Source organism: Paraburkholderia sp. BR10937 (genome assembly GCF_040965695.1).
Lineage (GTDB): Bacteria > Pseudomonadota > Gammaproteobacteria > Burkholderiales > Burkholderiaceae > Paraburkholderia.
On sequence record NZ_JBFRCL010000026.1, the window covers coordinates 40,199 to 60,174 of the forward strand.

A 19,976-nucleotide genomic window follows, 5' to 3' on the forward strand; every position below is an offset into this window, starting at 1 on the left:
ACGGCCCGGATTGTTTGGCTGGTTCAGTTTGTTCTTCAGACGTGCCACTGACTCACGAGAGCGCGCCGCCGAGTTCGAGGTCTCGATCGATCGCGCTCCCACGCGCGCCGAGCGGCGCGTGCGCGATCGCCGCGATGGTGCCGCCTGTGCGCAAGGTGTGCGCCAGCGTATTGGCGAGCGGCCCCGCGTACTGGCCGCCGATGCGCGCCATCAGGCATTGCCACGCTTCGCAGCCGATGTCGCGATTCGGCGTGCCGATGCTCGCGAGCGGCGGCGCGAGCAGTTCGCTCATCGCGAGGCCGTCGAAGCCGAGAATCGACATGTCCTGCGGCACGCGCAGGCGGGCGCGGCGCAGTCCGCGCATCACGACCATGGCCAGCAGGTCGTTACTGCAGAACAGGGCCGTGGGGCGCGCGGGCCCGCTCGTCAGATGCGCGAGCACCGAAGGCGCGAGTTCTTGCGCGTTGAAATCGACTTCGAGGGCCGGCGCCGGCGTGAGACCGGCTTGCTGCATCGCGAGGGCATAGCCGGCATGGCGCTGGCGCGCGCGGTCGGAGGCGGCCAGCGTGCCGGCCAGCATGAGGATGCGGCGATGGCCGTGCGCGATGAGCATGCGCACGCCGTCGCAGGCGGCCTGGTGGTTGTCCACCGACACCGACGGGCGGCGCTTCGTGTCGTTGTGCATCAGCACGTAGAGCGGGCCGTCCGCGTCGAGTTCGTCGAGCAGCGGGTGCGTGTCGGCGTCGGCGACGGTCAGGATCAGGCCCTCGACACGTTGTGCGCGCAACGTCTCGATCGCATGGCGCTCGCGTTCGGCGTCGTACTGCGTGGTCATCAGCATAAGGCGAAAGCCCTGCGCAGCGGCAAGTTCGTCGATGCCTTGCAGGCACTCGGCGAACACCGGATTGGCGAGCGTGGGCAGCACCACGCCGATCAGACGCGTGCGCTCGCCGCGCAACTGGCGGCCGAGCGGGTTCGGGCGGAACTTCAGCGCGTCGATCGCTTCGCGCACCCGCGCGAGCGTGACGGGGTTGACGGTGTGAGGCGCATTGATCGCGCGCGACACGGTGGCGATCGAAAATCCGGCGTGTGCGGCGACATCCTTGATGGTTGGTGTCATGCGAGCGGCCCCGGCGTCCTATGTAAACGTTTTCGATGGGGCCGATTATGAAAAACGCGTATGACCGGCAGATGACGAGTGCCGTCCCCCGTCACGCCTTTGGGACGCGCGCCGGGCAATGGTAGAATCGCGTCCGCCCTGCCGGGGTGATGAAATTGGTAAACATAGCGGACTTAAGAAACGATTGAGTGCCCGACCGGAAACGGCCGGTGCAGAACCCCTCAAATTCGGCGAACCCCCTGGGCCTGGAAGCGCGTTGCGCGCGAGGCGCCGAGGCAACGCCGAGCCAAGCCGGCTGCCGCGCAAAGCGGCGATCAGGAAGGTGTAGAGACTAGACGGGGGGCGCCTAAGGCTGAGCGCGGCGTGAGATACGCTGCGCTGGGCGACGGCGAAGGCATAGTCCAGCGCACGAACGCGCGTCCAGGCGGGACGCGAGGCGTCGAAAGACGTGGTGTGACGAAAATCCGCCGCCTAACGGCTTGCCGGTTCGAGTCCGGTCCCCGGCACCAGATGTTGTTGTTCCAGCGATTTCCGCTGGATTCCCGAAACCCGCGATAGCTTCAGGCTTCGCGGGTTTTTCATTTGCATGGCTAAATCCGCGCGGGCGCACGAAGGGATCTGGCTTATACGGCGAAGGGAAAAACGGCGGAGGGCGGGAAAAATCAGGAGCGGCCGCGCAGAATGACGGCGCGAGGATCAGTGGAGCGCTGCGCCGCAAGAAGGCGCTTGCGCACTCAACGATTACCGATCTTCCCGGTCAGCGGATTGATCAGCCTTGCGAACCCGAACAATGCTGCGATGCCGAAGGGGCAAGCGATGAAGAATGCGGTCAACATGTGACTCGGCCCTAAACGTAACAAAATGTATCGTCAGTTTAGCGCTGTCATGCGTTTTGAGTATCAGGGTGAACGACAACAAACTATTGCGCTATCGCGAGCAATTTCGTCTGCAACAGCGCGCTAACGGGCTGCAACGCCCGTTTGGCGCGGATGAGCGAGAAGACTGTGCGGCCCCCCATCAGATGCAGTCGAAGATGACTTCTACTGTCTGGGACGTCACGCCGCGCAGGCCTTCGCTGTGGATCTCGACCGTGTGCAACTGCTTCTTCTGTTTCTCGCAGTAGTCTTCGGCTTCGCTGAGCCCGGCTGCGCGCACGTGGTTCCACGAAACCAGATCCCAGCGCGCGCGGCTCGTGACGGTGAGATGGCCATCCTGTCTCGAATTGACGGCCGTCACCGATGTGCACGCCGCCAGCATGCTGACTCCAAACAACAGGATGCAACCTTTCATAGATTCTCCGTGGTCCGCGAGCATTCTCGCCGCCAACCCGGGACATTGGCAACCCGCATCGGTGCGCCTTGGCGCTGGCGTCGTCGGGCGGGAGCGACCGAGCCGCCCCAGCGCGGGTATCGATTTCGGGGAGTGTGGCGGCGAACTTCGCCCACATGGCGGCCACGGGCGAGCCGGTTTCCAGCAGGCAGCGCGTGAATTTACCGGTAAAGGCGCCCGGGGCGACGCCCGGGTGCGATGCGCAGCCAGGCGTTGAATTCGGGCCGGTAATCGGGGCGGCCGCGGACGCAGTGGTCCGCAGCGGCGGGCGTGTGAGCCTGTCCGGCCTGGATGATGTACGGCATTGGGCAGGTTCGTCACGAGCGCGCACCGGGCGCCGCAAGCGAGCCTGGTGCCACGCGCCTCGCCGTTGAACGGTGCCCGCGCCGCGAAATGCGCCTCGGCGGTCGCGGCGCGCAGGGCGCTCAGTCGTGGGCGATCAGGTCGCCGACTTGACCCTGGCCCGAAACGAGACAGGAAGAGAGGAAGTTTTCGCTCTGGGCGCTCGCGCCGCGTTCGCCGAATCCGCGCACGAGTGCTTCGGCCTTGACGAGTGCGGAGCCCTGGGCACAGGTGAGCGAGCCAGCCTCGTGAGCCTGCACACGTGTCATGGCACGATTCGCGAGGAGGAGGGCGAGGACGATGACAACACCAACATTGAATGCCTGTCTCATGATTTCGTCTCCTTGTGCATTGAGACTATCTCAGCCGTTCGGCGTCCGAATCCAGGAGTTTCCCGGCGATGCACTGCAGCACATGTGGCGCGCAAAAACCCGCTTTCATGCGGTCTGCGTGATGCTTCGGCGTCCTGCGCTTGCACCGCGCGCACCGCTGCGCCTTGAGCAGCGCGGCACGATAAAAAAGCGCCGGTACGCAGGGCGGGGCGCTGCGTCGCAACAATGCCGCGACGCGTCAGATTCGACGTCTGCTAACAAATGTAGCCCCGTTGTGCGGCGAGCCCGACGTGGCACATCGACACGGTGTGTTTTTGCACAACGCGCCGCGTCGGCATGACGCCGATCCGGGTGGGCTCAACGTGTCTTGAAATGCGGTGGGGCTTCCTGCAAGATCGACGTCCGATCCCTTTTTTTTGTGCGAGGTGAACCCATGCAGTTGATCGGCATGATGGACTCCCCCTATGTGCGTCGCGTCGCGATTTCGCTCCATGTGCTTGGGCTCGAGTTCGAGCACCGCAGCATTTCGGTATTTCGGCAGTACGATGAATTTGCTCAGATCAATCCCGTCGTGAAGGCGCCGACCTTCATCGACGACGACGGCACCCAGTTGATCGACTCGACGCTGATCCTCGACTGTCTGGACCGCAAAGTGCCCGCCGCGCGGCGGCTCATGCCGGAGGAGACCCAGGAGCGGACCTTCGCGCTGCGCGTGAACGGTTTCGCGCTCGCGGCCATGGAAAAGACGGTGCAGCAGGTCTATGAACGCCAGTTGCGCCCCGCCGAGCGCCAGCACGAGCCGTGGTTCGAACGCGTGAACGCCCAGATGCACGCGGCCTGGGCCGTACTCGACCAACTCGTTGCGGGCCGCGACGGCTGGCTGTGCGCGGGCCGCATCACCCAGGCCGACATCACCGCGGCCGTTGCGTGGCGTTTCAACCAGTTCATGCTGCCCGGCTGCGCTGATCCCGCCCGATATCCGGCGATTGCCGCGCTTTCCACACGCGCCGAGACGCTGCCGGAATTCGTTGCCACGCCGCTCGACTGAAGCGCGTCCGCACGGCCGGGATTCGCGCAAAGCACCGCGTGGCGCGGCCGCGCGCGATGCCGGGCGGGCCCGGTGGGCCCGCCGCCGCACCCCCTGCATCCGCATTCGGGTCGATTGTTTGCGATTTTCGACAAGTGACTTCGCTGGCGGCCCATTTATCAGCGCACGCTGCATTCCTACAATCACAACCATCGAATGACCTTGCGTCAGGAGGACGCGGGGCATGCAGCGGGAGCGGTCATGAAATCCTTTATCGAACGACAGTTATATCAGCCAGCATTGGTCCTGCCGATGGTGGACCTGATGCAGCTGATGGTGTCGCACGACTTCAACATGGGGCAAGTCGGACTGATGATGGCGACGCGCGGCGCGCGCGCCGCATTCCTGCGCTCGCGCGAACTCTGGAACGCGGGCCACGGAGAATCCGCGGCCACCGATTGTGTGCACTGATTGTGTGCTGATTGCACGCGCAGTCAGCTTCCCCAAACTCTAACGACTGAATCTCCAGTCACAGATTCACCGAACGCCCGACGCAAGCGCGCCTGGCGTTCCACGATCCCCCTGACGCGCAGCGGCTTCGCCCGTTTGCTGTTGTGACGTCACCCTGTGAGCCGCCTCGACGTGCGAGGCGGCTCTTTTTTTTGCGCGCTCGTTCCGCTTGGGAAGACACGCCGATGCGTACCCGAATCGCAGAATCACGCTGCGGGCGATGGCCATTCGTCGCGCGTAAGATGGCGCGATCGGCCGCCTTTCGCGACTCGCGGCTCAACTCGCGTCAACGGCAAAGGAGAGCGGCATGGCACAACGTTTCGATGCGATCGTGATCGGCACGGGGCAGAGCGGCCCGCCTCTCGCGGTGCGGCTTGGCAAGAGCGGCCGCAAGACCGCGGTGATCGAGCGCGCGTCATTCGGCGGGACCTGCGTGAACGTGGGCTGCACGCCGACCAAGGCGTATGTCGCCTGCGCGCGTGCCGCGCACGTCGCGCGCCATGCGGCGGACTTCGGCGTGCAGATTGGCAAGGGCGCGCAGCCGGGCGACGTTCGCGTCGATCTCGCGTTCGTGAAGGCGCGCAAGGAGCGCATCATCGGGGCGTCGCGCGATGGCGTCGAGCAGTGGCTGCGCCATGCGCCGAACGTCACCGTGTTCAAGGGGCACGCGCGCTTCACGGGCGCACACACGGTGCGCGTGGCTGCGCACGACGGCGCGCAGGTCGATCTCGAAGCGCCCGAGATCTTCATCAACACGGGCACGCGCGCGCTGATTCCTGCCATTCCCGGCGTCGACACGATTCGCTACGAGACCAACTCGACGCTGCTCGCGCTGGAGCAACTACCCGAGCATCTGGCGATCTGCGGCGGCAGCTACGTGGCGCTCGAATTCGCGCAGATGTTCCGCCGCTTCGGCAGCCGCGTCACGGTGCTCGTGCGCGGGCAGCGCGTGCTCGCGCGGGAGGACGAGGATTATTCGCGCGCGGTACAGGACGTGCTCGCCCGCGAAGGCGTGGAATTTCGTTTCGGCGCCGAGCCGCGCAGCGTTGCGCCGCTGGATGGCCAGGTGGGCGTGCGCATCGCGCTCGACAGCGGTCCGCTCGATGTTTCGCATCTGCTCTTTGCGACCGGGCGCCTGCCGAACACGGACGATCTGGGGCTGGACGCCGCCGGGATCGAGCGCGACGCCCACGGGCTCATCGCCGTGGACGGGCAATTGCGCACGCACGTGCAGGGCATCTGGGCGCTTGGCGATGTGAACGGCCGCGGCGCGTTCACGCACACTTCATACGACGACTTTCAGATCGTCGCGGCGAATCTGCTGGACGGGAAGGCGCGCAGCGCCGACACCCGCATTCCCGCCTACGCGGTGTTCGTCGATCCGCCGCTCGCGCGCGTCGGCATGAGCGAGCGCGAAGTACGCGAGCGCGGCAATCCCGCGCTGATCGCCACCATGCCGATGTCGCGTGTGGGCCGCGCGCGCGAACGCGGCGAGACGGACGGCTTCATGAAGGCGCTGGTGGACCCGCAGACGCAACGGATTCTCGGCGCGGCGATTTTCGGCATCGAGGGCGACGAGGCGATCCACACGTTCATCGATACGATGACGGCCGACGCGCCGTACACGACGCTGCAATACGCGATGCACATCCACCCGACCGTGAGCGAGCTGGTGCCAACCTTGCTCGACGGCCTGAAACCTCTTGAATGAGCGCATTGGCATGAACGAACCGAACACGGTTGCATTTGGGAATCTCTTCGCAGGCATCGACGCAAACGCCGAGGAAGAGCGCTTCGACACGCTCGTTTCGCGTGACGGGGTGCTGATCGAGCGCATCGTCTCCACGGGGCAGGCGAGCCCGCCGGGCTTCTGGTACGACGACGCGCGCGAGGAATGGGTGGCGCTTCTTGCCGGCGCGGCGACGCTGGAATTCGAGGACCCGGCACAGCCGCCGCGACGCCTGCTGCCGGGCGACTACGTGCACATCCCGGCGCATCGCCGTCATCGCGTGTCGTGGACCGATCCGACCGTGCCGAGCGTGTGGCTCGCGGTGTATATCGGCGCAGCGCCTGAGGAAGGCGACGGCGAGGCGTGAGCGCGGCGATAATCGGCAGGATGCAACCGAAACGCAACGCCATGTCCGCGAAACATCCGCTACCTCCGCTACGTATTGCCCTGGTGTCCGACACGCACAATCTGCTGCGTCCGGAACTGCTCGCCTTCGTCGAGGGCGCGGACGCCATCGTGCATGCGGGCGACATCTGCGATCAGCGCGTGCTCGACACGCTCGCGGCCATCGCGCCGCTCACCGCCGTGCGCGGCAACAACGATCATGGCGCGTGGGCCGAGGCGTTGCCGGTGCAGACCACCGTCGCGCTGGCTGGGGTCCGGCTTGCCGTGGTCCACGAATTGCCCGACCTGCAGGGCGATCCCGCAGCCGATGGCATTGCCGTGGTCGTGAGCGGGCATTCGCACAAACCCGCGCTCGAAACGCGCGAGGGCGTGCTGTACGTGAACCCCGGCAGCGCGGGGCCGCGCCGCTTCAAGTTGCCGATCTCGGCGGCGATGCTGACGATCGGCAGCAAGGGCGCACTGGACGTCGAACACGTCAAGCTCGTCGAATAGCACTCAGCGCGCGCAAGAAAAAGGCCAGCACGAAGCTGGCCTTTTTGCGTTTCAGTGGTGCCGTATCAGGCGCGCACGGCGTTGGCGACGGCGTATTCCTCGTCGAGTTCGCGCGCGAGTCGCACCCCGCGCAGCACCGCGTGCGCTTCCGCCTTGGTGCTCACGCTCGGCGCCGAGCCCGGCAGCGGGCGGCGCGCCGTTTCATGCAGCGCCAGCACCGAGACGATGCCGATCACCGCCGCGCCCATCAGGTAGTACGCGGGCATCATGAGATTCTGCGTGTGCTCGACGAGCCATGCCGCCACGAGCGGCGTGGTCCCGCCGAACAGCGACACCGAGACGTTGAAGCCGATGGCGAGCGCGCCATAGCGGATCGCGGTCGGGAACAGCGCCGGCAGCGCCGAGGGCATCACGCCCGTGAAGCACGAGAGCAGCGCGCCGAGAATCAGGAGGCCGAAAAACACCGGCACGAGCGCGCCCGTCTGGATCAGCGTGAGCGAGGGGATCGACAGCAGGATCAGGCCCACGCAGCCCGCGAGCATCACGGGCTTGCGGCCCACGGCGTCGGACAGGCGGCCGAACGCGAGCGTCATCGGCATCATCAGCACCATCACGATCAGCACGAGGAAGAGGCCGTGCGTCTCGTTGAAGTGCAGCGTCGCCGAGAGGTAGCTCGGCAGGTACGACAGCGCCATGTAGTCGGTCACGTTGAAGATCAGCACGAGACCCACGCACAGCAGGAACGGGCGCAGATGCTGCGTGAGGAGCGAATGCAGCGTGAGCTTCGGGCGCGTGTGCTCTTCGGCTTCGCGCAGTTCCGCTTCGCGCTTGAACGCGGGCGTTTCCTCGAGCTTCATGCGGATATAGAGGCCCACGAGGCCGAGCGGGCCCGCGATCATGAACGGCACGCGCCAGCCCCAGTCGAGCAGCTGCTGGTGCGAGAGCACGGCGGTCAGCACGGCAACCGTGCCCGCGCCGAACACATAGCCGATCAGCGTGCCGAACTCGAGGAAGCTGCCCATGAAGCCGCGGCGCTTGTCGGTGGCGAATTCGGCGATGAAGGTCGCCGCGCCGCCGTATTCGCCGCCGGTCGAGAAGCCCTGAACCAGACGCGCCACGAGCAGCAGCGCCGGCGCGGCAATGCCGATCGACTTGTACGAGGGAATCAGGCCGATGGCGAAGGTGCCGCAGGCCATCATGATCATCGTCATCGCGAGCACGCGCTGGCGGCCGATGCGGTCGCCGAGCGGCCCGAACACCATGCCGCCGATCGGGCGCACGAGGAACGCGGCCGCGAACGTGCCGAACGTGGCGATGAGCTGCGCCGAAGGGCTGCTCGACGGGAAGAACACCTGGCCGAGCGTGACGGCGATGTAGCTGTACACGCCGAAGTCGAACCATTCCATGGCATTGCCGAGTGCCATGGCGCCGACGGCGCGTTTGAGAAGGCTTTTATCGACGATCGTGATGTCGTCGAGGGTGAGGTCGGTCTGGGCCGACGCGCCGGAAGTGGAAGCGGTCAAGGTCTGCATCTCCAATGACTGCGACGAACCCACGTGGGCCCGCCACGGTTGCCGGAGAGTACCGTTTCGCGATAGCGGCGACAATTCGCGCACGGCACGCCACGTTGCGTCAAGGACGAGGGCGGGCCGATGGTGCATCGCACAAGGCGAGCGGCGCACGAAAGCAATGCTGAAGTGTCGCGAAACGACACTCGGACAAATTGTGTTTAACGTTGCGCCTGCGTGGCCGTGGATGGGGGGCAGGTCGCATGAGGACGCTGGACCGGCACGAGGTACCTCGGGTTGCCTGGTCAAACGCCGCTGAAACGAAAAAGAAGCCCGCGTGGCGGTGCGTTCCTTTTGTCATATGCGCATTCGGGATAGTGGCGTTTTGGGTGCCGGGGTGCCGCTTGGGCCGCCTGCCGAATGCAATTGATGGCTAATGCCTGTTGAACGAGCCCACATGTTAGCACGATAACGGAAGATCACGCAAACCCCGGCATCTGCGGGGATTCGGTGCGCGGGCTGGAAGCCCCATGGGGCGGGGGATTGCTTCGTTTCGATGGAACCGTTTCCGCGCCCTGGAAAGCGCATGAAGCGCATAAAAAAACCGCGCCGGGGGCGCGGTTTTTGCGGGGCGATCTGCTGTGTTCGTGCGCTCAGGGACAGATCCCGGTGCGCAGCGGAAGGCCTTAGCCTTCGGTCGGCGGCACGTAGCCCGAAGCCTGGTCGGCGCCTTCGCCGAAGAAGAACTTCTCGGTCTGCTTCATCAGGTACTGGCGCGCGCGCGGATCGGCCATGTTCAGGCGATTCTCGTTGATGAGCATGGTCTGCTGCTTGAGCCACTGCTGCCATGCCTCTTTCGAGACGTTTTCGTAGATGCGCTTGCCGAGCTCACCCGGCAGCGGCGGAAAGTCGAGGCCTTCGGCTTCCTTGCCGAGCTTCGCGCATTGGATCATACGGGCCATGCTGTGCTTCTCCTGTAGTCGTATGTGTGGGTGGCGGCGCGCTCAGAGCTGTTTCATCAGCACGAGCGATTTGCGCTGCCAGTTATAGAGGCGGCGGCGGTCTTCGGGCAGGTCGTCGACCGTTGCCTTGACGAAGCCGCGCTTCAGGAACCAGTGTTCGGTGCGCGTGGTGAGCACGAAAATGCGCGTGAGGCCGCGTGCCCGTGCACGCTGCTCGATGCGGCGCAAGAGGCGTTCGCCGTCGCCGGAGCCCTGTGCTTCGGGCGAGACCGTGAGGCACGCCATTTCGCCGATGCGCTCCTGCGAATACGCGTAGAGCGCCGCGCAGCCGAACAGCACGCCATCGTGCTCGATCACCGAGAAGTGGTCGATGTCGCGCTCGATCTGGTGACGCCCGCGCCGCACGAGCGTGCCGTCGGTTTCGAGCGGCTCGATCAGCGTGAGAATGCCGCCGACGTCGTCAGGCGTGGCTTCGCGCAGGCTCTCCAGATTCTCGTACGAGATCATGGTGCCCACGCCGTCGTGCAGGAACAGTTCGAGCAGCACGCTGCCGTCGAGCGCGTAGGGAATGATGTGCGCGCGGCCCACGCCGCCGCGGCAGGCGCGAATGGAGTGCTTCAGGTAGAAGCCCTCGTCGCCGAGCACGGTGCCGCCTTCCTGCAGCTTGTAGGCGTCGTCGAGCGACATTTCGCGGATCAGCTCGCCTTCCTCGTCGATCAGGCCCTGCGTTTCCGTGAGGAAAATGATCTTGTCGGCGCGCAGCGCGATGGCCGCCGCCGACGCGACGTCTTCCATCGACAGATTGAACGCCTCGCCCGTGGGCGAAAAACCGAGCGGCGAAAGCAGCACGAGCTTGCGGCTCGCGAGCGAGTGGCGGATCGAATCGGCGTCGATCTTGCGCACCACGCCCGTGTGCTGGAAGTCCACGCCGTCGAGAATGCCGACCGGCCGCGCCGTCACGAAGTTGCCCGACACCACGCTGATGTGAGCGTGCGCCATCGGCGTGTTCGGCAGACCCTGGCTGATCGCGGCCTCGATGTCGAGACGCACTTCACCGGCCGCTTCCTTCGCCGATTCGAGCGCGCGGGCATTGGTGATGCGCATGCCGTGCGAGAACTCGGACTCGACGCCGTGCAGGCTCATCTGCTCCTCGACCTGCGGGCGCGAACCGTGCACGAGCACGATCTGGATGCCCATGGCCTGCAGGAGCGCGATGTCGGCGACGAGCGCGTTGAGCAGGTTCTGGTGCACGACCTCGCCGCCGAAACCGACGACGAAAGTCTTGCCCTGGAACGCGTGGATGTAGGGCGCGACCGATCGCATCCAGTCGACGAACTGCGCGTGCTGCGCCATGATCTGCGAGTCGGAATCCGCAGCGGCGGCGGAGGCCGGCGCGCTGGCGGTGGCGGGGACGAGGTCGGTTTGGGAATTCATGCCCGGGATTATAATGCGCCCCCATGTCGAATGTACCCAAAAGACCTGCCTCGGCGCAGGGCAGCAACACCCCGGCCGGGAAGGAAACGGCGCAGGACGGCGCGAAAGCGAAAAGCGCGGCGCAGAAGTATGGCGACGGGCAAAAACTCGCGTCGACGGACAAGCTTGCCGCGCTGATGGGCGGCGGCGCGCTGGGCGGTGCGCGCGTGCAGGACAAGCGTGCGGAGCAGAAGCAACCACAGGCGCAACAGCAGACGCCGCCGAGCGCGGAGCAGCGCCCGGATCAGCGCGCCGAGCAGGTAAGCGAAACGAAGGCAGCGTCGCAGACGCAGTCACAATTGCCATCGCGAGACGAACCGCGCACACAGCGCGGCGCCGCGCAGCCGGGCAAGCCACGCGACGATCGACGCCCGGCGCAGCGCAACGAGTCACGAGATCGCCCGAGCGAATCGCACGGCGCGCGCGCGGAGGCGCCGCGCAATCAACCGCCGCGCGCGCAGCAACCTCCGAAGCAGGCGAAACCGCAGAACCCGCCGAATCAGCATCGACCCGCGAAGCCGAAGTCAGAACACGCGCCGCGCCAAGGCAGTGAACGCGAACGTGAACGCCCGTCGCGCGCCGAACGCCAGGAGCGTGCACCACGCACGAACGTCGAGCCGAACAAGGTCCCGCCGATCACGTTCCCCGAAGCGCTGCCGGTCTCCTGCCGCCGCGAAGAAATCGCGCGTGCGATTGCACAGAATCAGGTCGTGATCGTGAGCGGCGAAACGGGCTCGGGCAAGACCACGCAGTTGCCGAAGATCGCGCTCGCGTTGGGCCGCGGCTTCGGCGCGGGCGGTACGGGTTTGATCGGCCATACGCAGCCGCGCCGGATCGCGGCTTCGGCCACGGCGCGGCGCATCGCCGACGAACTCAATACGCCGTTCGGCGAAGTGGTCGGCTACAAGGTGCGCTTCACCGACAATCTCTCGCCGGGCGCCTCGGTCAAGCTCATGACCGACGGCATTTTGCTCGCGGAGACGCAAACCGATCCGCTGCTCAAGGCCTACGACACGATCATCATCGACGAGGCGCACGAGCGCAGCCTGAACATCGACTTCCTGCTCGGCTATCTGAAGGAGATTCTGCCGCGCCGGCCCGACCTCAAGCTGATCGTGACGTCGGCGACCATCGACGCCGATCGCTTCGCGCGCCACTTCGGCAGCGAGGAAAAGCCCGCGCCGGTGATCGAGGTGAGCGGCCGGCTGTATCCCGTCGAAGTGCGCTATCGGCCGGTGCAGGAAGACAGTCCGGCGGTGAAGAACGCGCAGGGCACGACGGGCCGCGAAAAAGGTGCGAAGTCGCAACGCGACACCGATCGCGACCTGATGGAAGCCATCGTCGATGCGGTCGACGAACTCTGCCGCGAAGGCTCCGGCGACGTGCTCGTGTTCCTGCCCGGCGAGCGCGAGATTCGCGACGCCGCCGAAGCGCTGCGCAAGCATCATCCGCCGCACACGGAAATCCTGCCGCTGTTCGCGCGGCTGTCCGCGCAGGAGCAGGAGCGCGTCTTCAAGCCGTCGAACGCGCGCCGCATCGTGCTCGCGACCAATGTGGCCGAAACGTCGCTCACGGTGCCGGGCATCCGCTACGTGGTCGATACGGGCCTCGCGCGCGTGAAGCGCTATTCGTATCGCAACAAGGTCGAGCAGCTGCAGATCGAGTCGATTGCGCAGGCGGCGGCGAACCAGCGCGCGGGCCGTTGCGGACGCGTCGCGGACGGCATCTGCATCCGGCTTTATGAGGAAGCGGATTTCATCGCACGGCCGCGCTTTTCCGATCCGGAAATCCTGCGCTCGTCGCTCGCCGCCGTGATTCTGCGCATGAAATCGCTGCATCTCACGGCGATCGAGACGTTCCCGTTCATCGAGCCGCCGCCGGGCCGCGCGATCGCCGACGGCTACCAGCTGCTCAACGAACTCGGCGCCGTGGACGACGACAACGCGCTCACGCCGCTCGGCCGCGAACTCGCGCGCCTGCCGCTCGATCCGCGCGTGGGCCGCATGATTCTCGGCGCACGCGACGAGCAGGCGCTGCGCGAAGTGCTCATCATCGCGAGCGCGCTGTCGGTGCAGGATCCGCGCGACCGGCCGATCGAGGCGCAGGAGCAGGCGGATCAGGCGCATCGCCGTTTTGCCGACGAGCGCTCCGAGTTTCTCCAGTGGCTCAAGATCTGGGGCTGGTTCGAAGAGGCCGTCGCGCACAAGAAGTCCAACCGCCAGCTGCTCGATGCGTGCCGCGCGAATTTCCTGTCCCACTTGCGTCTGCGCGAGTGGCGCGACGTGCATTCGCAATTGCTGACGGTGGTGCGCGAGCATGGCTGGCGCATCAACGAAGCCGATGCAACCTACGAGCAGATCCATCACGCGCTGCTCACGGGCCTGCTCGGCAATATCGGCCTGAAGGCCGACGACGAGCCGCACTACCTCGGCGCGCGGGGCATCAAGTTCCATCTGTGGCCGGGCTCGGCGCTCGTGAAGAAGGCGGGGCGCTGGGTGGTGGCCGCGGAACTCGTCGAGACGAGCCGCCTCTACGCGCGCTGCATCGCGAAGATCGAACCCGAGTGGCTCGAGAAGGTCGGCGCGCATTTGCTGAAGACATCGCTCTCCGAGCCGCATTGGGAAAAACGCGCGGCGCAGGTGAGCGCGTTCGAGCGCGGCGTGCTGTACGGCCTGCCGGTCTATCAACGCCGGCGCGTGGCGTTCGGCAGGCAGGACGCGGCGCGTGCGCGCGAACTCTTCATTCGCGGCGCGCTCGTCGAAGGCGAGTTCGACACGAAGTTCGCGTTCTTCGCGCACAACCGCAAGCTGCTCGCCGATATCGAGCAACTGGAACACAAGTCGCGCCGCCAGGACGTGCTGGTCGACGACGAACTGATCTACGGCTTCTACGATCAGGCGATTCCCGAAGGCATTTACTCGGGCGCGGCGTTCGAGCGCTGGTATCGCGACGAGGTGAGGAACGGCGGCGAGCCCGAGGACAAGCTGCGTCTGCTGTATCTCTCTCGCGACGACCTGATGCGCCACGAAGCGGCGGGCGTGACGACGGAGCTGTTCCCGAAGCGCATGACGATGTCGGGCGTGGCGATGGCGCTCACGTATCACTTCGAGCCGGGCTCGCCGCGCGACGGCGTGACGCTCGCGGTGCCGCTCTACGCGCTCAACCAGGTCGATGCGCGCCGCTGCGAATGGCTCGTGCCGGGCATGCTCAAGGAGAAGGCGCAACTGCTGCTGAAGTCGCTGCCGCAGAAGCTGCGCCGCCACTGCGTGCCGCTGCCCGAATACGCGGCCGGCTTCGTGGAGCGCGTGGGCGGCGAGCGGTTCGGCGCGGGCGGGCTCATGGAAGCGCTGATTGCCGACGTGCGTGAGCAAAAGCAGATCGCCCTGAAGTCAGCCGACTTCAAGCTGGAAACGCTGCCCGCGCACCTCTTCATGAACTTCAAGGTGATCGACGAGCACGGTCGCCAGCTCGCGATGGGCCGCAACCTCGCCCAACTGCGCGCGGAACTCGGCGCGCAGGCGCAGCAGCAATTCCAGAAGCTCGCGAGCGCGACGGCGCTCGCGGCGCTGGAAACGCGCGCGCAGGGCGGTGAGGCACCGCAGAACGCTCAGGTCGAGCGCGATGCGACCGGCAACGCGCCGCAGAAGAGCAATGCGCCGCACACACCCTCGCCGGGCGCCGCCGCGCCTGCCACGGCGCTCTACGAAAACCTCACGACGTGGAATTTCGGCAAGCTGCCCGAGCTGCTGGAAATCCGCCGCGGCGGACAGACGCTGTTCGGCTATCCGGCGCTCGTCGATCGGGGCACGCATTGCGACGTCGAAGTGTTCGATTCGCCGGAGGAGGCCGCGCGCATCCATCGTGCGGGGCTGCGGCGGCTCTTCGCGCTTCAGCTGCGCGAGCCGATCCGCTACCTGGAGAAGAACCTGCCGGGTCTGCGCGAGATGGCGATGCAGTTCATGGCGCGCGCCACGCAGGAGGAGCTGCGCGACCAGCTGGTCGAACTCGCGCTCGACCGCGCCTGCCTGCAAGACCCGCTGCCCGACGACGACGCGAGCTTCCACGCACGCAAGGACGAAGGCCGCGGACGTCTCTCGCTGCTCGCGCAGGAAATCGCGCGTCTGGTGGGGCAGATCCTTGCCGAATATGCGTCGCTGGCCAAGAAGCTCGTGCAGGCCAAGGCCTTTGGCGCGCCCGCAGCGGACATGCAGGCGCAGGTCGACGCGCTCATCAGCAAGCGCTTCATTCTGGAGACGCCCTATGCGCAGCTCGTGCATTTCCCGCGCTACCTGAAGGGCGTCGCGCTGCGCATTGACAAGCTGCGCGCGGACCCCGCACGCGACGCGCGTCAGGCCGCCGAATTCCAGCCGCTCGCGCAGCAGTATCAGCGCGCGCTCTCGCAGCGCGGCGGCGTGTTCGATCCGCGTCTTTCGGAGTTCCGCTGGCTGCTCGAAGAGCTGCGCATCTCGCTCTTCGCGCAGGAATTGCGCACGCCGATGCCGGTCTCGGTCAAGCGCCTCCACAAGGTATGGGAATCGATGCAGCGATAAAGCGCATTGCGGGCCATAACAGTTGTACGAATGGTTCGAAAAAGGGGCGCTTGATTGCGCCCCTTGCATATTTCAAGGGCCCTACGTCAACCTTGCGTGCGGGTAGACGTTCTACAATCACGAATCTGCCCGGGAACGATTCTTCATGCCGAACAACAACACTTTTAGCCGCGTCGCCGCCAAGGCCGCAATGTTTGCGCTCGCCTGCGCAGCGACGGTTGCCACCTTTGCCTCCACGGCCGCTTACGCGAACAACATCATCGTCCTGAATTCGGGCGAAGCCACGCTGAGCCTCATCGACGACAAGACGCACGAAGTCGTCGGCACCGTGCCCACGGGCAAGGAACCGCATCACCTCTTTCCCACGCCGGACAACACCTCGCTGATCGTCGCGAACTCGGTGTCGAACAACCTCCTGTTCGTCGATCCGAAAACCGGCAAGCCGCAGCGCTGGGTCGAAAACGTCGAAGACCCGTACCAGCTCGGCTTCTCGCCCGACCGCAAGTGGTTCGTGACCACGGGCCTGCGCCTCGACCGCCTCGACATCTACAACTACGCGGGCGGCAGCAACATCACGCTCGCCAAACGCCTGCCGCTCTCGGCCATGCCGAGCCACCTGGCGTTCACGAACGACAGCCGCACCGTGTTCGTTTCGCTGCAGGTGTCGGGCGAAATCGCCGCGGTCGATCTGCCGACGCAGAAGGTGCTCTGGAAGATGAAGGTCGGCGCCGCACCGGCTGGCCTGTGGCTCACGCCCGGCGACAAGTACCTGCTCGTCGGCATGACGGGCGCCGACTACGTGGCGGTGGTGGACTGGCGCAACCAGAAGATCGTCAAGACGATCCAGGTGGGCAAGGCCGCGCACAACTTCCGCTCGCTCGTCGACGGCCACCACGTGCTGGTGTCGAGCCGCGTGGCGAACGTCATCAGCATCATCGACGAGGACACGCTCGAAAAGACCGGCGAGATCAGCGGCCTGATGCCCGGCCCCGACGACATGGAGCTGACCGCCGACAAGCGCTACCTGTGGGTGACGTTCCGTTTCGCGAAGCACATCGGCCTCATCGACATGCAAACGAGGAAGCTCATCAAGACCATCGCCGTGGGCCGCTCGCCGCATGGCATCTACTTCTACGATCGCGCGCCCGTCACGGCGCCGAACGGGGCTTAAGGCAGCGGGGCGCGCGCATGGATATGGTGGCGTCGTTGCTGGCCGTCGTCGCGCACGCGGGGCAGTCCGTGGTCGCGTCGGCAGACGACCTCGTCTCCTGGCTGCAAACGCTCCTCTACATCGACGTCATTCAGCCGCTGCTCTTCCGCATCGGCATGATGAACGTGGACGAAGACACCTACGACGCGCTGTACTGGGTGATCGTGGGCCTGCTCGAAGTGGGCCTGATGTACGCGCTGCTGCGCCCGCTCGAAGCGCTCGTGCCCGCGGAGAAGTGGCGCGACCGCAAGGGCGTGGGCGTCGATGCGCTCTACACGTGGGTCACGCGCCTCGGCATTCTGAACCTGCTGTTCTTCTTTACGATGCAGCCGTTCTTCGACCGTGCGCAGGGCGCGCTGCGGCTCATGGGCGCGAAGACGGTGGACCTCGACAATCTCTGGCCGGGCGTGACCACGCAGCCGCTCGTGGCGTTCGCGATCTACCTCGTGGTGCTCGACTTCTTCAGCTACTGGTATCACCGGCTTTCGCATCGCTACGGCGTCTGGTGGGAGCTGCATGCCGTGCATCACAGCCAGCGCAAGATGTCGCTCTGGTGCGATGACCGCAACCACCTGCTCGACGTGATCGGCCAGTCGTGCATGTTCGCCGCCGTGGCGCTCGTCATCGGCGTGCCGCCCGCGCAATTCGTGGTGCTCGTCGCGCTCACGAACTTCGTGCAGAGCGTGCAGCATGCCAATATCCGCGTGCATTTCGGCTGGCTCGGCGAGCGGCTGCTGGTGAGCCCGCGCTTTCACCGCCGCCATCACGCCATCGGCTACGGCCACGAAGGCACCCACTATGGCTGCAACTTCGGCGTGCTGTTCCCCTGGTGGGACATGCTGTTCGGCAGCGCGTCGTTCAATCGCGAGATCGAGCCCACGGGCATTCGCGACCAGCTCGAAGGCGTGAGCTATGGCGAGGGCTTCTGGGCGCAGCAGGGTTATGCGTTCGGCCGCATCGCGCGGCGCCTGCGTTCGCGCGCCCGCGCCGCCACCGCCGCGCCTGCCGAGGCGCGCGACGACGCCACCGTGACCTGAGCGGCCGGCGCGGCGTCCTCACGCTTCCTCGCACCCGTCTTACCCGCCATGCGCGCGGTGGTTTATGCTGTCGGCTTGGTCGCACCGATTTCGCCGACACTGTGTTCTCCACCCGTCCTTTTCGCCGTATTCCGCTCGCATGAATGACCTGTTGCGCTCGTTCGGACGCGCGCTCGCGAGCGTGTTCCATCCCGCCATGCTGCTGCTCACCTTCGTGCCATTTCTCGTGGCGGCGGCGGTGTGGGGCGCTGTGCTCTACGTGTTCTGGCAGCCGCTGCTCGACCTGATGCGCGGCGCGCTCGCGAACTGGTCCTCGACGGCCTACCTCTATCATCTGTTCGACGCGCTCGGCTTCGGCTGGCTGCGCGCGACGATCGCGCCGTTTCTCGTCATCATCCTGACGATTCCGCTCATCGTGATCACGGTGCTGCTGCTGATCGTCGCGATTTCGATGCCGCGCGTGATCCGCCATCTGTCGAAGCGCCAGTACGGGATGCTCGAGATGCGGCACGGCGGCAGTTGGTACGGCAGCCTGTTCTATTCGCTCGTCACGACCCTGGTCTGCCTGATCGTGATGATCGTGACGCTGCCGCTGTGGCTCATTCCGCCGTTCTTCGCGCTGATTCCGCCGCTGTTGTGGGGCTGGCTCACGTATCGGGTGATGACCTACGATGCGCTCGCGCTGCACGCAAGCGTCGAGGAGCGCCGCGCGCTGGTGCGCAGCCACCGCCTGCCGCTGCTCGTGATCGGCGTGGTGAGCGGGCTGCTCGGCTCGCTGCCCACGGCGATCTGGGCCGTGTCCGCGTGGCTGCTGCTGTTCTTCCCGGTGCTGGCGGCGGTGACGATCTGGATCTACGCATTCATTCTGGTGTTCACGGCGCTCTGGTTCGGGCACTACTGCCTGCGCGCGCTGCAGCGCATGCGCGCGCACGAAGTGCAGCAGGCGTCCGGCGACGTGACGATCGTGCACTAACGCTCAATCATCAAGACAATCAACGAGGCGACCCATGGCATTTGGCGTCATCATCATCGGCGACGAGATTCTCTCGGGGCGCCGCTCCGACAAGCATCTGCCGAAGGTCATCGAACTGCTCGGCGCGCGCGGCCTCTCGCTCGAGTGGGCCCAGTACGTGGGCGACGACCCCGAGCGCATCACCGAGACGCTGCGGCGCTCGTTCGCTTCGGGCGACATCGTGTTCTCGACGGGCGGCATCGGCGCGACGCCGGACGACCACACGCGCCAGTGCGCGGCGGCGGCGCTGGGCGTGCCGCTCGCGTTGCACCCTGACGCCGAGGTGGCGATCCGCGAGCGCATCCGTGACATGCACACCGGCGCCGATCCCGTGAACTACCAGTCGCCCGAGAATCTGCACCGCTTCCAGATGGGCACGTTCCCGCAGGGCTGCGAGATCATCCCGAACGGCTACAACAAGATTCCGGGCTTTTCGATTCGCGATCATTACTTCGTGCCCGGTTTCCCCGTGATGGCCTGGCCGATGATCGAGTGGGTGCTCGACACGAAGTATGCGCATCTGCATCACCAGACGCCGCACGCCGAGAAGTCGCTGCTCGTGTTCGAGCTGCCGGAGTCGACGCTCACGCCGCTCATGGTGCGCATCGAGCGCGATTTTCCTGGCGTGCGGGTGTTCAGCCTGCCGAGCGTGGGCGATACGGAGCGCGGCGGCATTTATGCGCGCCGGCACATCGATCTGGGCGTGAAGGGCGAGCCCGAGGCCGTGGTGGCCGCCTTCGTGAAGCTGCGCGAAGGCGTGCACGAACTGGGTGGCGATGTGGTCGAGCCGGCGGCGCCGGGCGAGGGGGCGCCCGATCGCGAGCGCCGCAGCGGGCCGCGCGCCGGTTTTTGATTCAGCGCGAGGAGGGCGTGCGGCTCGAGGGCCGGCGGCGCATCATCGGCGTGTCACACGGGGCGCTCAGAGTGGCCCGTTGGGC

16 protein-coding genes are annotated in these 19,976 nt (G+C 66.0%); 10 read left to right on the top strand and 6 right to left on the bottom strand.

What is annotated here, in order from left to right:
• Positions 1-52: 52 nt before the first annotated feature.
• The 3 genes from AB4Y44_RS21830 to AB4Y44_RS21840 form a co-directional block, all read right to left on the bottom strand.
• Complete coding sequence (locus tag AB4Y44_RS21830; protein ID WP_368700876.1) at positions 53-1,120, bottom strand: LacI family DNA-binding transcriptional regulator; 1,068 nt, start codon at positions 1,118-1,120, stop codon at positions 53-55.
• A gap of 1,017 nt (positions 1,121-2,137) precedes the next feature.
• The gene (locus AB4Y44_RS21835) at positions 2,138-2,410 is read right to left on the bottom strand and encodes a hypothetical protein (RefSeq protein ID WP_028204216.1); all 273 of its coding nucleotides are present in this window, start codon (positions 2,408-2,410) and stop codon (positions 2,138-2,140) included.
• Positions 2,411-2,874: 464 nt separating this feature from the next.
• Positions 2,875-3,123 (bottom strand): hypothetical protein, encoded by a 249-nt coding sequence (locus AB4Y44_RS21840; RefSeq protein ID WP_042264780.1) that lies wholly within the window; start codon positions 3,121-3,123, stop codon positions 2,875-2,877.
• Positions 3,124-3,556: 433 nt separating this feature from the next.
• Here AB4Y44_RS21840 and AB4Y44_RS21845 point away from each other — a divergent pair, with 433 nt between their 5' ends.
• The 5 genes from AB4Y44_RS21845 (at position 3,557) to AB4Y44_RS21865 (ending at position 7,286) form a co-directional block, all read left to right on the top strand.
• Complete coding sequence (locus tag AB4Y44_RS21845; RefSeq protein WP_368700877.1) at positions 3,557-4,171, top strand: glutathione S-transferase family protein; 615 nt, start codon at positions 3,557-3,559, stop codon at positions 4,169-4,171.
• A gap of 240 nt (positions 4,172-4,411) precedes the next feature.
• Positions 4,412-4,621, top strand: a complete 210-nt coding sequence (locus AB4Y44_RS21850; RefSeq protein ID WP_342923660.1) for a hypothetical protein — start codon at positions 4,412-4,414, stop codon at positions 4,619-4,621.
• 346 nt (positions 4,622-4,967) lie between these two features.
• Complete coding sequence (locus AB4Y44_RS21855; protein ID WP_342923661.1) at positions 4,968-6,371, top strand: FAD-containing oxidoreductase; 1,404 nt, start codon at positions 4,968-4,970, stop codon at positions 6,369-6,371.
• Between the two features lie 10 nt (positions 6,372-6,381).
• Positions 6,382-6,756, top strand: coding sequence for a cupin domain-containing protein (locus AB4Y44_RS21860; protein WP_342923662.1), 375 nt, complete (start codon positions 6,382-6,384; stop codon positions 6,754-6,756).
• A gap of 41 nt (positions 6,757-6,797) precedes the next feature.
• Positions 6,798-7,286, top strand: coding sequence for a metallophosphoesterase family protein (locus AB4Y44_RS21865; RefSeq protein WP_342923663.1), 489 nt, complete (start codon positions 6,798-6,800; stop codon positions 7,284-7,286).
• A 65-nt stretch (positions 7,287-7,351) separates the two neighbouring features.
• On the opposite strand, the gene proP is transcribed toward AB4Y44_RS21865, so the two are convergent.
• The 3 genes from proP to argA form a co-directional block, all read right to left on the bottom strand.
• Complete coding sequence (proP, locus tag AB4Y44_RS21870; protein WP_342923664.1) at positions 7,352-8,809, bottom strand: glycine betaine/L-proline transporter ProP; 1,458 nt, start codon at positions 8,807-8,809, stop codon at positions 7,352-7,354.
• Between the two features lie 671 nt (positions 8,810-9,480).
• Positions 9,481-9,756 carry an oxidative damage protection protein gene (locus tag AB4Y44_RS21875; protein WP_028204208.1) on the bottom strand — a complete coding sequence of 92 codons (276 nt, stop codon included), beginning with the start codon at positions 9,754-9,756 and terminating at the stop codon, positions 9,481-9,483.
• Positions 9,757-9,798: 42 nt separating this feature from the next.
• Positions 9,799-11,190, bottom strand: a complete 1,392-nt coding sequence (gene argA, locus AB4Y44_RS21880) for an amino-acid N-acetyltransferase (RefSeq protein ID WP_133181507.1) — start codon at positions 11,188-11,190, stop codon at positions 9,799-9,801.
• A gap of 23 nt (positions 11,191-11,213) precedes the next feature.
• Here argA and hrpA point away from each other — a divergent pair, with 23 nt between their 5' ends.
• From hrpA to AB4Y44_RS21905, 5 genes are all read left to right on the top strand, one after another.
• Complete coding sequence (hrpA, locus tag AB4Y44_RS21885) at positions 11,214-15,779, top strand: ATP-dependent RNA helicase HrpA (protein ID WP_368700878.1); 4,566 nt, start codon at positions 11,214-11,216, stop codon at positions 15,777-15,779.
• A gap of 145 nt (positions 15,780-15,924) precedes the next feature.
• Complete coding sequence (locus tag AB4Y44_RS21890; RefSeq protein ID WP_368700879.1) at positions 15,925-16,950, top strand: beta-propeller fold lactonase family protein; 1,026 nt, start codon at positions 15,925-15,927, stop codon at positions 16,948-16,950.
• 17 nt (positions 16,951-16,967) lie between these two features.
• Positions 16,968-18,026, top strand: a complete 1,059-nt coding sequence (locus tag AB4Y44_RS21895; protein ID WP_368700880.1) for a sterol desaturase family protein — start codon at positions 16,968-16,970, stop codon at positions 18,024-18,026.
• A 139-nt stretch (positions 18,027-18,165) separates the two neighbouring features.
• Positions 18,166-18,999, top strand: a complete 834-nt coding sequence (locus tag AB4Y44_RS21900) for an EI24 domain-containing protein (protein WP_368700881.1) — start codon at positions 18,166-18,168, stop codon at positions 18,997-18,999.
• A 34-nt stretch (positions 19,000-19,033) separates the two neighbouring features.
• Positions 19,034-19,891: a competence/damage-inducible protein A gene (locus AB4Y44_RS21905; protein ID WP_368700882.1), complete on the top strand. Its 858-nt coding sequence runs from the start codon at positions 19,034-19,036 to the stop codon at positions 19,889-19,891.
• Positions 19,892-19,976 lie beyond the last annotated feature (85 nt).

Excerpts from the sequence above, each read along its gene's own strand:
- AB4Y44_RS21830 (WP_368700876.1), bottom strand. The coding sequence starts at position 1,120 with ATGACACCAACCATCAAGGATGTCGCCGCACACGCCGGATTTTCGATC.
- AB4Y44_RS21835 (WP_028204216.1), bottom strand. The coding sequence starts at position 2,410 with ATGAAAGGTTGCATCCTGTTGTTTGGAGTCAGCATGCTGGCGGCGTGC.
- AB4Y44_RS21840 (WP_042264780.1), bottom strand. The coding sequence starts at position 3,123 with ATGAGACAGGCATTCAATGTTGGTGTTGTCATCGTCCTCGCCCTCCTC.
- AB4Y44_RS21845 (WP_368700877.1), top strand. The coding sequence starts at position 3,557 with ATGCAGTTGATCGGCATGATGGACTCCCCCTATGTGCGTCGCGTCGCG.
- AB4Y44_RS21850 (WP_342923660.1), top strand. The coding sequence starts at position 4,412 with ATGAAATCCTTTATCGAACGACAGTTATATCAGCCAGCATTGGTCCTG.
- AB4Y44_RS21855 (WP_342923661.1), top strand. The coding sequence starts at position 4,968 with ATGGCACAACGTTTCGATGCGATCGTGATCGGCACGGGGCAGAGCGGC.
- AB4Y44_RS21860 (WP_342923662.1), top strand. The coding sequence starts at position 6,382 with ATGAACGAACCGAACACGGTTGCATTTGGGAATCTCTTCGCAGGCATC.
- AB4Y44_RS21865 (WP_342923663.1), top strand. The coding sequence starts at position 6,798 with ATGTCCGCGAAACATCCGCTACCTCCGCTACGTATTGCCCTGGTGTCC.
- AB4Y44_RS21875 (WP_028204208.1), bottom strand. The coding sequence starts at position 9,756 with ATGGCCCGTATGATCCAATGCGCGAAGCTCGGCAAGGAAGCCGAAGGC.
- argA (WP_133181507.1), bottom strand. The coding sequence starts at position 11,190 with ATGAATTCCCAAACCGACCTCGTCCCCGCCACCGCCAGCGCGCCGGCC.
- hrpA (WP_368700878.1), top strand. The coding sequence starts at position 11,214 with ATGTCGAATGTACCCAAAAGACCTGCCTCGGCGCAGGGCAGCAACACC.
- AB4Y44_RS21890 (WP_368700879.1), top strand. The coding sequence starts at position 15,925 with ATGCCGAACAACAACACTTTTAGCCGCGTCGCCGCCAAGGCCGCAATG.
- AB4Y44_RS21895 (WP_368700880.1), top strand. The coding sequence starts at position 16,968 with ATGGATATGGTGGCGTCGTTGCTGGCCGTCGTCGCGCACGCGGGGCAG.
- AB4Y44_RS21900 (WP_368700881.1), top strand. The coding sequence starts at position 18,166 with ATGAATGACCTGTTGCGCTCGTTCGGACGCGCGCTCGCGAGCGTGTTC.
- AB4Y44_RS21905 (WP_368700882.1), top strand. The coding sequence starts at position 19,034 with ATGGCATTTGGCGTCATCATCATCGGCGACGAGATTCTCTCGGGGCGC.